At 34.9% G+C, this 9,774-nt stretch carries 7 protein-coding genes and 1 pseudogene; 4 read left to right on the forward strand and 4 right to left on the reverse strand.

Features of this window, described 5'->3' with window-relative positions:
- Nucleotides 1-230: 230 nt before the first annotated feature.
- Together BN2628_RS02550 and BN2628_RS02555 are read right to left on the reverse strand one after the other, a co-directional pair.
- Complete coding sequence (locus tag BN2628_RS02550; protein ID WP_044230814.1) at nucleotides 231-1,997, reverse strand: sensor histidine kinase; 1,767 nt, start codon at nucleotides 1,995-1,997, stop codon at nucleotides 231-233.
- A gap of 15 nt (nucleotides 1,998-2,012) precedes the next feature.
- Nucleotides 2,013-2,699 carry a response regulator transcription factor gene (locus BN2628_RS02555; protein ID WP_044230813.1) on the reverse strand — a complete coding sequence of 229 codons (687 nt, stop codon included), beginning with the start codon at nucleotides 2,697-2,699 and terminating at the stop codon, nucleotides 2,013-2,015.
- A gap of 263 nt (nucleotides 2,700-2,962) precedes the next feature.
- Here BN2628_RS02555 and lepA point away from each other — a divergent pair, with 263 nt between their 5' ends.
- Nucleotides 2,963-4,750 (forward strand): translation elongation factor 4, encoded by a 1,788-nt coding sequence (lepA, locus tag BN2628_RS02560; RefSeq protein WP_044230812.1) that lies wholly within the window; start codon nucleotides 2,963-2,965, stop codon nucleotides 4,748-4,750.
- 93 nt (nucleotides 4,751-4,843) lie between these two features.
- On the forward strand, nucleotides 4,844-6,199 hold the full coding sequence (gene nhaA / locus BN2628_RS02565) for a Na+/H+ antiporter NhaA (RefSeq protein ID WP_082002330.1): 1,356 nt from the start codon (nucleotides 4,844-4,846) through the stop codon (nucleotides 6,197-6,199).
- 66 nt (nucleotides 6,200-6,265) lie between these two features.
- On the opposite strand, the pseudogene BN2628_RS02570 reads toward nhaA, so the two are convergent.
- Nucleotides 6,266-8,229, reverse strand: a pseudogene (locus BN2628_RS02570) (OPT family oligopeptide transporter).
- Between the two features lie 131 nt (nucleotides 8,230-8,360).
- Here BN2628_RS02570 and BN2628_RS02575 point away from each other — a divergent pair.
- Nucleotides 8,361-9,029, forward strand: a complete 669-nt coding sequence (locus BN2628_RS02575; protein WP_044230824.1) for a DUF2461 domain-containing protein — start codon at nucleotides 8,361-8,363, stop codon at nucleotides 9,027-9,029.
- An 8-nt stretch (nucleotides 9,030-9,037) separates the two neighbouring features.
- Nucleotides 9,038-9,316, forward strand: coding sequence for a hypothetical protein (locus BN2628_RS02580; RefSeq protein ID WP_154668384.1), 279 nt, complete (start codon nucleotides 9,038-9,040; stop codon nucleotides 9,314-9,316).
- A 78-nt stretch (nucleotides 9,317-9,394) separates the two neighbouring features.
- On the opposite strand, the gene BN2628_RS02585 is transcribed toward BN2628_RS02580, so the two are convergent.
- Nucleotides 9,395-9,774: Smr/MutS family protein (locus BN2628_RS02585; RefSeq protein WP_055095934.1), on the reverse strand; the 380-nt coding region annotated here is incomplete at its 5' end.

Here is a 9,774-nt window from a genome sequence, read left to right on the forward strand (position 1 = left end):
AGATGTGATATGTTCGTTACGGGCAATTAAATAAACTGTTTTATAAAAATTCTCAGCACTTCCAAATACTGGGATAAACAAATTTTTTATTTCTGATGGTAAATTTATAAAATAGGATTCTGTCGGTGTCATTGTTTTATTCAAAAATATGTATCGGCAAAAATAAATAATTATTATATATTATTTGTAATAATAATTCGGAATTGAGATTTACTCAGAAATTTTGTCTTCTATTTTTTCAGTGTAAACAAAAATTCAAGACCTCCATCCAATCTATTTTTAGCCAATATTTCTCCTTTATGGAAAAGCACAGCATTCTTGACAATTGCTAAACCTAATCCCGTTCCTCCTAATTTTCGTGAACGTCCTTTATCTACTCGATAAAAACGTTCGAATAGACGATTTAGATGTTCTTCTGCAACTCCGGGTCCATTATCTGAAAATGAAAAATAATAGTAATTATTATCTTGTAAATAGCACAATATCGATACTTGTGTGCCATTTCCGGCATATGATAAGGAGTTATCCATCAAATTACGAAATATGGAATATAGAAGCGCATGATTTCCGTTAATAGGTGCAGGATTTGGGATTTGGCAGTTGATCGACATATTTTTTTCTTCTAATGCAACTGCCGAGTCATTTATAACTTCACTAATAATTGCGTTTAAGTCTACTTTTTCATAATCGAACAAATCATTTGATTCATCTATTCTATTCAATAAAGAAATATCTTGCAAAAGCCCCGTTAACCTAATTGTTTGGGCATAACATCTCTCCAAAAACAAAGTTTTTTTCTCTTCTGAAAGGGCCGGATTAGATAAAATAGTTTCCATATATCCTTGGATACTACTCACTGGTGTTTTCAATTCATGGGCGATATTTTGAGTCAACTGCTTTTTTAGACGGCTTTCCTCTTCTTGCAAAGTTATATTGCTTACTGAGATTTCGAAAGTTCTGTCTTGAAAAATGATACACTCCACCTGAAAAGTTTTGCTATTTTTTGTAATCAGCATAGAGTCACTTACAACATCATCATTTTTATGCCACGTATTTAGATTTTTATCTATAAATGTCGTTATTTTTTTGAAATCCGGGACATTAAATACATTATTTGTATTGGTTAAGGGTATATCTGAAATAAGATTCACATACTGTACAAAAAGATTATTGGCAACAATAACTCGTTTATCATGGGAAAATACGGCTAATCCTTCCCGTGAAAATTGTAAATGGCTAAATAATTTTTCTTTTTCAATAGACAATTCTTCTTTAGTATTTCGAAGATTCTTATATATACGGATAATATTATGAGTAATATCTCCTATGTCATTTTTTGCCAACTTTACGTGAATATCCACAGGTTTGTCCTGTTCTGCTTTTTGTGAAAAGTCTTGCAAAATAGAAATAGATTTACTCAATTTATTACAAAAATAATAGAGTATAATTATCACAAGTAAAGATATGGCAATAAGAAAATACGTAAATTTATTATCAGCCTTTAACATCGATAGTGTCGAAACGTCAAAAGGTAAAGATGAACGTATTATTATGTCATCATAACGACGGGATGAATAAAAAAAATCTCTTCCTAAAGTTTCCGACTTCCTTACAGAATATCCCACACCCGTATTCAATGCCTGCATAATTTCAGGACGATTTTTATGGCTGGGTAATGGGATAGAATCATCATGACCGCTATCGGTAAGGACTTTTCCCCCGACAGTTATGATGGTGACTCTTAAATTTTTATCAGTTATACCCCGAATAATCGAATCCAATCGGGCTTCAGTCATTTTTGAAGAAGAGTATTCTCTATAAATCAGATTGTTATAATCCTGAAGGATAGAATTTAACATTTCTTTTCTTGATTCTTTATCCAAGTTATATTGAAAGAAGAATATTACGAGTACAAATGTTACAAAAAGAGTAGCAATCGAAAAAAAAAGTTCTTTATAAAAAGGAAGCCTATATTTGGGCTTATTGTCATTATTCATCTTTTCCTAATAATATCATGCTGTTTCAAAACAATACCCGTATCCTAAACGAGTAACTATATTTTTACCGAACTTACCGATTTTTTTGCGAAGGCGGGTGATATTCACATCGATTGTCCTGTCGAGTACATATACTTCATCACTCCATACTCTTGATAAAATTTCTTCTCTGGAAAATACATGGCCCTGATGCTCAAGCAGCAATTTGAGTATTTCAAATTCTTTTTTTGTCAAGGTTATTTCTTCATTACCAATAGAAACCTTTTTTTTGGGAATATCAATTATCAGATCTTCAAAAGATATAGTTTCCTTATCTTCCTCGTTTTTTATTGCTGTACGTCTCAATACTGCTTTTACACGAGCCATGACTTCTCTAATCGAGAAAGGCTTAGATATGTAATCATCTGCACCTAAATTAAATCCTGTCAAACGATCATTTTCTGTGTCTTTTGCCGTAAGAAAGATAATTGGAACTTTTGGTTTTGATTCATCTTTACGAATAATATTGGCCATTTTAAAACCACTTATTTCGCCCATCATTACATCCAACATAAGCAGTTGATATACCGATAAATCTTTTTTTAAGGCTTCTTCTGCAGAATTGGCAGTATCTACATCAAACCCTTCGATTTCAAGATTGAATTTTAATATTTCACATAAATCTTCTTCGTCATCGACGACTAAAATACGGGCATTTGCCATAATATTGAATTTTAAATTTACATCGCAAAAATTCAAAATACTTATTTCAATACAGTGAAACAAATATTACAATTCTATTTCATCATTTTATATATGAACTATCACTTATAAATCTCATCTTTAGTCACACTTCAAAATTAAATAAATTATTTCATTTCATATTATCATACGATAGGAAAGTTGTTAATAGCTTATAATAGGAATATAGTCTATTCCGAAAGAAATAAAAATTTCTTTATCTTTGCACCTAAAATAAAAATTAGATGAAAAATATTCGTAATTTCTGTATTATTGCCCATATCGACCATGGTAAAAGTACATTGGCCGATCGTCTATTGGAATACACGAATACTGTAGCCGGAAAAGATTTACAGGATCAAGTCCTTGACAATATGGATTTAGAACGTGAGCGTGGAATAACAATAAAAAGCCACGCTATTCAAATGGATTATTCATATCAAGGGGAAAAATATGTTTTGAATCTGATTGATACACCGGGACATGTCGATTTTTCTTATGAAGTCTCTCGTTCAATTGCTGCATGTGAAGGAGCTCTTCTTATTGTGGATGCATCACAAGGAATACAGGCGCAGACCATATCCAACTTATACATGGCTATAGAAAATGATTTGGAAATCATCCCTGTCGTAAATAAAGTGGACTTGCCCAGTGCCATGCCTGACGAAGTTGAGGACCAAATTATTGAATTATTAGGGTGTAAAAGAGAAGAAATTATACGAGCCAGCGGAAAAACAGGTATAGGTGTTGAAGAAATATTGAAAGCTATCGTAGAACGAGTGCCGGCTCCTGAAGGAGACCCGGATGCACCATTACAATGTTTGATTTTTGACTCTGTTTTTAATTCATTCCGAGGTATTATTGCATACTTTAAAATAGCAAATGGCATTATCCGTAAGGGAGATAAGGTAAAATTTGTGGCTACCGGGAAAGAATATGAAGCCGATGAGATAGGTGTGCTGAAATTAGATATGGCTCCTCGAGATGAATTACGTACTGGAGACGTAGGATATATTATATCAGGTATCAAAACTTCCAGAGAAGTAAAAGTTGGAGATACGATTACTCACATCGCTCGGCCTTGTGGGAAGGCAATCGATGGTTTTGAAGAAGTAAAACCAATGGTATTCGCAGGTGTTTATCCGATAGAAAGTGAAGATTTTGAAGATTTAAGGGCATCTTTGGAAAAGTTACAATTAAATGATGCTTCACTGACATTCCAACCAGAATCGTCGGTGGCTCTTGGTTTTGGGTTCAGGTGTGGATTTTTGGGATTATTGCATATGGAAATCATCCAAGAGCGGCTCGATCGTGAGTTTGATATGGATGTTATTACCACTGTGCCGAATGTGTCTTATAAAATATATGATAAAAAGGGAAACATGACCGAAGTTCATAATCCGTCGGGTCTACCTGATCCGACCCTCATAGAACGTATTGAAGAGCCTTACATTCGGGCTTCTGTCATAACAAATACTGATTATATAGGTTCTATTATGACTTTATGTCTGGGTAAGCGAGGAGAACTGGTAAAACAAGAATACATATCTGGAAATCGAGTTGAGCTGATATATGACATGCCTTTGGGGGAAATAGTAATTGATTTTTATGATAAATTGAAAAGCATATCAAAGGGATATGCCTCTTTTGATTATCACCTTCATGATTTCAGACCATCTAAATTGGTTAAGCTCGATATATTGTTAAATGGAGAATCTGTTGATGCTCTTTCTACATTGACACATTTTGATAATGCTGTACCATTCGGGCGTCGTATGTGTGAAAAATTGAAAGAATTGATACCGAGACAACAATTTGATATTGCAATACAAGCTGCAATAGGAGCTAAAATAATTGCTCGGGAAACAATAAAAGCTGTGAGAAAAGATGTTACGGCTAAATGTTACGGGGGAGATATTAGTCGAAAACGAAAGCTTCTCGAGAAACAAAAAAGAGGAAAGAAACGAATGAAGCAAATAGGGTCTGTCGAGGTACCGCAAAAAGCATTTCTCGCTGTCCTGAAACTAGACTAAATAATATCAAAGTAACAGAAAAAGTCTTTTAAGCTCATTCGTCAAACTTAAAAGGCTTTTTCTTTGTTTTTAAGTATAACAAAATTTTTAATTATGAAAGATACAATATATGCACTTCGTAAATCTCTGCAAAATTATGCTAATGGAGGATATGTTCTTATCGGTGTGACTATATTAGCCATGATAATGGCCAATTCTGGATTAAGTAATTACTATTTTTCTTGGTGGAATGTTCCAGTCTCTTTGCAAATTGGAAATTTCAATCTTTTCAGCCACCACGGTGAAGCTATGACTTTGATGCAGTTTATTAATGATGCTTTGATGGCAATCTTTTTCTTTTCTGTAGGGCTTGAAATAAAACGAGAGGTGTTGGTTGGTGAACTCTCTTCTATAAAAAAAGCATTATTGCCAGTTGTCGCAGCTATGGGTGGCATCATTGTTCCAATTCTGATTTTCCGCTTAATAGCCGACGGAGATATAGCATTAAGAGGAAGTGCCATCCCGATGGCAACAGATATAGCTTTTACATTGGGTATATTAAGTATGTTCGGGAAGCGTGTACCTATCGGCCTAAAAATATTCTTAGCAACATTAGCCGTCGCAGACGATATTGGAGGTATACTTGCAATAGCTATATTTTATTCGAGTAGTATATCGGCATACTATTTATATTATGCAATCGGGTTATTGGCTATTTTATGGATAGGAGGATATTATCTGAAAATAAACAGCAAAATGTTTTATATTTTTGTCGGTATTGCTGTCTGGTTCTTATTTTTAAACTCTGGTATTCACCCAACAATTGCCGGGGTACTTGTTGCATTTTGTATTCCAGCCCATCCTATGATGAAAACGACCAAATTTATCGAAAAAATCAGAGAAAATATAGCTCATTTCCCTGTTTCGAAAAATCAAAAAAAAGGAGAGACCAATATTCTCTCCAAAGAACAGTTGAATTTTTTGAAATGTGTGGAGTCTGCTTCAGACAAAGTGATAAGCCCTTTACAAGATTTGGAAGATGCTTTACATCCTGTCGTTAACTATTTGGTTATCCCCTTATTTGCATTTGCTAATGCAGGTATAGCTTTAGGAAATATCCAAATCTCCGATATATTTCATGGAGTAAGTTTAGCTGTGTTTATGGGATTATTTATTGGTAAATTTGTCGGTATATTATCATTTGCCTATATGGCAGTAAAAACACATTGGGTTTCCTTACCTCATGGGGTAACTTGGAAAATGATAGCTGGAGTATCAGCATTAGGAGGAATTGGGTTTACTGTATCTATGTTTATTGCCAACTTATCTTATGGGAATATGTCTGATGGAAGTATATTTCTTAACCAGGCAAAATTGGGCATATTAATAGGCTCTCTGATATCTGGTATTTTAGGTTATGTATTACTAAATATGTTCCTACCTAAAGAAGTTGATGAGGAAGACTTATAATAAATAAAACAGGCCGGTTAACTAAGATAACTTAACGTCAACCGGCCTTTGGTTCTTTAAGAAAAATTATTTATCTGTTTTCATACTGTTCTTGATCAAATATCCTATAATAATTAAGTACATCAATAAACCTAATGATTGAGTCATAACGTCGCTTAAATGGCAAGTATAGGAGAATCCGGCAAACCGAAGTCCGGCACTGACTACTCCCATTAAAGCCCCGCCAGCAATAAACCCTGAAGCCAACAATGTTCCTTTTTCGAGACGAGCTTTATTCACCGCTTCTTTTTGGCTGCGGGTACTTACATACCAACTAATCAATCCTCCAATAACAAGAGGTGTATTCAATTCCAAAGGAATAAACATACCCAAAGCAAAGGCCAATGCAGGGACTTTAAATACCGTAAGTATAACCGCGATGACAGCCCCTATACCATATAATAACCAAGGGGCTCCTTTCCCGGACATCAGGGGTTCTATTACCGCAGCCATTGCGTTTGCCTGAGGAGCTGCTAAGCCATTTTCAGAGGTAAAACCGTAGGTATCATTCAAAATCATTATTACGCCACCTACCGTTGCAGCAGAAACCAATGTTCCTAAAAATTTCCAGGTTTCTTGTTTCGCTGGTGTAGATCCAAGCCAATAACCTATTTTTAAATCTGTTATAAATCCTCCAGCCATGGAAAGGGTAGTACAAACGACACCTCCAATAATAAGGGCTGCAACCATACCTGATGTTCCGGTCAACCCCACTGCTACTAAAATTACAGATGCTAATATCAAAGTCATGAGTGTCATTCCCGACACAGGATTTGTACCGACTATCGCAATCGCATTAGCAGCTACGGTCGTAAACAAAAATGCAATAACAGAAACTACAATAAATGCGATAACAGCTTGTGTTATTGTATGTATCACTCCTAAATAAAAGAAAAGAAATATTAATATCAATGTTGCGATACATGCAATAGCTATAAACTTCATCGACAAATCTCGCTGTGTACGCTTTACGTTTCTAACTACATTTTCTGTATTTCCTCTTAACTCTCGTGAAGCAAGTCCCACTGCACTTTTTATAATATCCCAGGAACGAATAATTCCGATAACACCGGCCATCGCAATCCCTCCTATACCAATATGTCGTCCGTATGTCGTGAATATTTGTTCTGGAGACATCATTCCTACTGTCATCTGGATATCTGAGTTGCCAAGGGTAAGTACCGCATTATGGAAAATAACACCTAACCCAGGAATAATTAAGAACCAGACAAATATAGACCCGGCACAGATTATTAGACAATACTTCAGGCCTACGATATAACCGAGCCCTAAAACAGCGGCTCCAGTATTTATTTTGAATACCACCTTTGCTTTTTCGGCAATCATATCTCCAAAAGGTAAAATTTTTGTAGTCAAGACTTCGCTCCACCAGCCAAAAGTTGATAGTACAAAATCATACAAGCCACCGATAATACCTGCAAAAATCAAAGGTTTTGCCTGATTACCCCCTTTTTCTCCGGAAATGAGAACCTGTGTAGTTGCTGTTGCCTCCGGAAATGGATATTTTCCGTGCATTTCCGATACAAAATATTTACGGAATGGGATTAAAAATAGTATCCCTAAAATACCTCCCAAAAGGGAACTCAAAAAGACTTGCATAAAATTCACAGTCAATCCCGGGATGATATATAATGCCGGTAGAGTAAAAATAGCTCCAGCTACGATTACTCCCGAACAAGCTCCGATAGACTGTATAATGACATTTTCACCTAAAGCGTTTTTACGTTTTGTGCTGTTCGACAAACCTACAGCAATAATGGCTATCGGTATAGCAGCTTCGAAAACCTGTCCAACTTTTAGTCCTAAATAAGCTGCTGCCGCAGAAAATATGACAGCCATAACAATACCCCAAGATACCGACCAAGGTGTTACTTCNCGGGAGACATGACCGGATGAAACTCTTCTCCTTCATTCAATTCTCTGAATGCATTCTCTGGTAGCTTCATCGGCTCTTTTTCTTTTTCTTTCATCAATATAGAGTTTAATATTTAAAATAAGCAAATAAAATTCGTGGCAAGTTAACAAAAAAGGAAGATATATAAAATTGAAAAATAATTTTTATCTTGCGTCTTCTTTTACAAATAACAATGAATATTATTTTATAATGAAAGAAATATTACAGTATTTAAGGGAATTACGGGTAAATAACAATAGAGATTGGTTTAATACTCATAAGGATAGATATTTGGAATTAAGACTCTATTTTCAAAATAAAATGGATGAACTCATTCAGAGAATAGCTACTTTTGATGAGGAATTGAGGGGAGAAGAGGCTAAAAATTGCCTTTACCGAATATATCGTGATACTCGTTTTTCTCCTGATAAAACTCCATACAAAAATCATTTTGCAGCATATTTATGTAAAGGTGGTCGCAAAAGTGTAAGAGCGGGTTATTATTTCCATATCGAACCCGAAAATTGCCTGATAAGCGGTGGGGTATGGTGTCCTGAGCCTAAATTATTGAAGGAGTTGCGTCAGTCGGTATATAATCATACGGACGAATTCAAAGAAATCATCGAAAATAAAAAGTTCAAAGCAGTTTATCCTGAAATGGAAGGGGAGATGCTAAAAATAGTACCACGTCCGTTTCCCAGAGATTTTCAAGATGGAGAGCTTCTAAAAAGGAAAGACTATGTCGTTGTTTCTTACAAAGAAGAATCTCTCTTCGATACTTCTGAATGGATGGATAAAGTTGTAGGGGATTTTAAATTACTTATGCCATTCAACCGTTTTCTGAACTATACCGTAGATGATGTGTATGATTTGTAGTAATGTATATGAAAAAGTTTTGGATTTATAATTTAGCCCTATCTCTGTCTCTTATTATTGTATATTTAATTGTAAATTATACGGAAAAGGACTATTCTCATACGATATTTATAGCTCATATTATTTTAGGCATTTCCGTTATGCAACTCATTGCTGAATCTGTATGCGCTATTGTTTGGATGCATAAACAATCAGTAAATAGTCTGATATTCGGAATTTCATCTATTTTCTTTTCTGTATTAATATCCTTGTATATGTGGAATTTAGTGTATCTAAATTGTGGATAATCATATAATTTCCATATTTTTTGTTTTTAGGCTTAAGCGAAAATAATGAAGTATCAATTAGTAAAGTATTCGGTTTCGTCAATCGAGTTCTACAACTGTTATACCGGCTCCTCCTAATTGAACATGTTCATCTTGAAAATGACGGACACCCGGAACTGTTTTAAGATATTGTCGTATCATTTGTCGTAATGCACCAGTTCCTGTACCATGTAATATTCGTACTCGGGTACAGCCTACTAATATAGCGTCATCGATAAAATAGGTAACTGCTTGTAAAGCTTCGTCTCCACGCATACCTCGCACATCAATCTCTTGCTTGAAATTTAATCGTTTGTCTCTCATATCATCAGCCGTTTGAGCACTCACAAACGAGTCTTTTGCATTAGCATCTCGTTTCAATTGATTTTTGCTAACTTTCTCAAGTTTATCCAATTTTATATTTGACTTTAACAAGCCAA

Origin of the sequence: Gabonia massiliensis (assembly GCF_001403595.1) — a bacterium.
Taxonomy (GTDB): Bacteria; Bacteroidota; Bacteroidia; order Bacteroidales; family Coprobacteraceae; genus Coprobacter; species Coprobacter secundus.

What these genes read in the sequence shown, in the direction of transcription:
- BN2628_RS02580 (WP_154668384.1), top strand. Translation starts at nt 9,038, where the DNA reads ATGAAAAAGTTTTGGATTTATAATTTAGCCCTATCTCTGTCTCTTATT.
- lepA (WP_044230812.1), top strand. Translation starts at nt 2,963, where the DNA reads ATGAAAAATATTCGTAATTTCTGTATTATTGCCCATATCGACCATGGT.
- BN2628_RS02550 (WP_044230814.1), bottom strand. Translation starts at nt 1,997, where the DNA reads ATGAATAATGACAATAAGCCCAAATATAGGCTTCCTTTTTATAAAGAA.
- nhaA (WP_082002330.1), top strand. Translation starts at nt 4,844, where the DNA reads ATGAAAGATACAATATATGCACTTCGTAAATCTCTGCAAAATTATGCT.
- BN2628_RS02555 (WP_044230813.1), bottom strand. Translation starts at nt 2,699, where the DNA reads ATGGCAAATGCCCGTATTTTAGTCGTCGATGACGAAGAAGATTTATGT.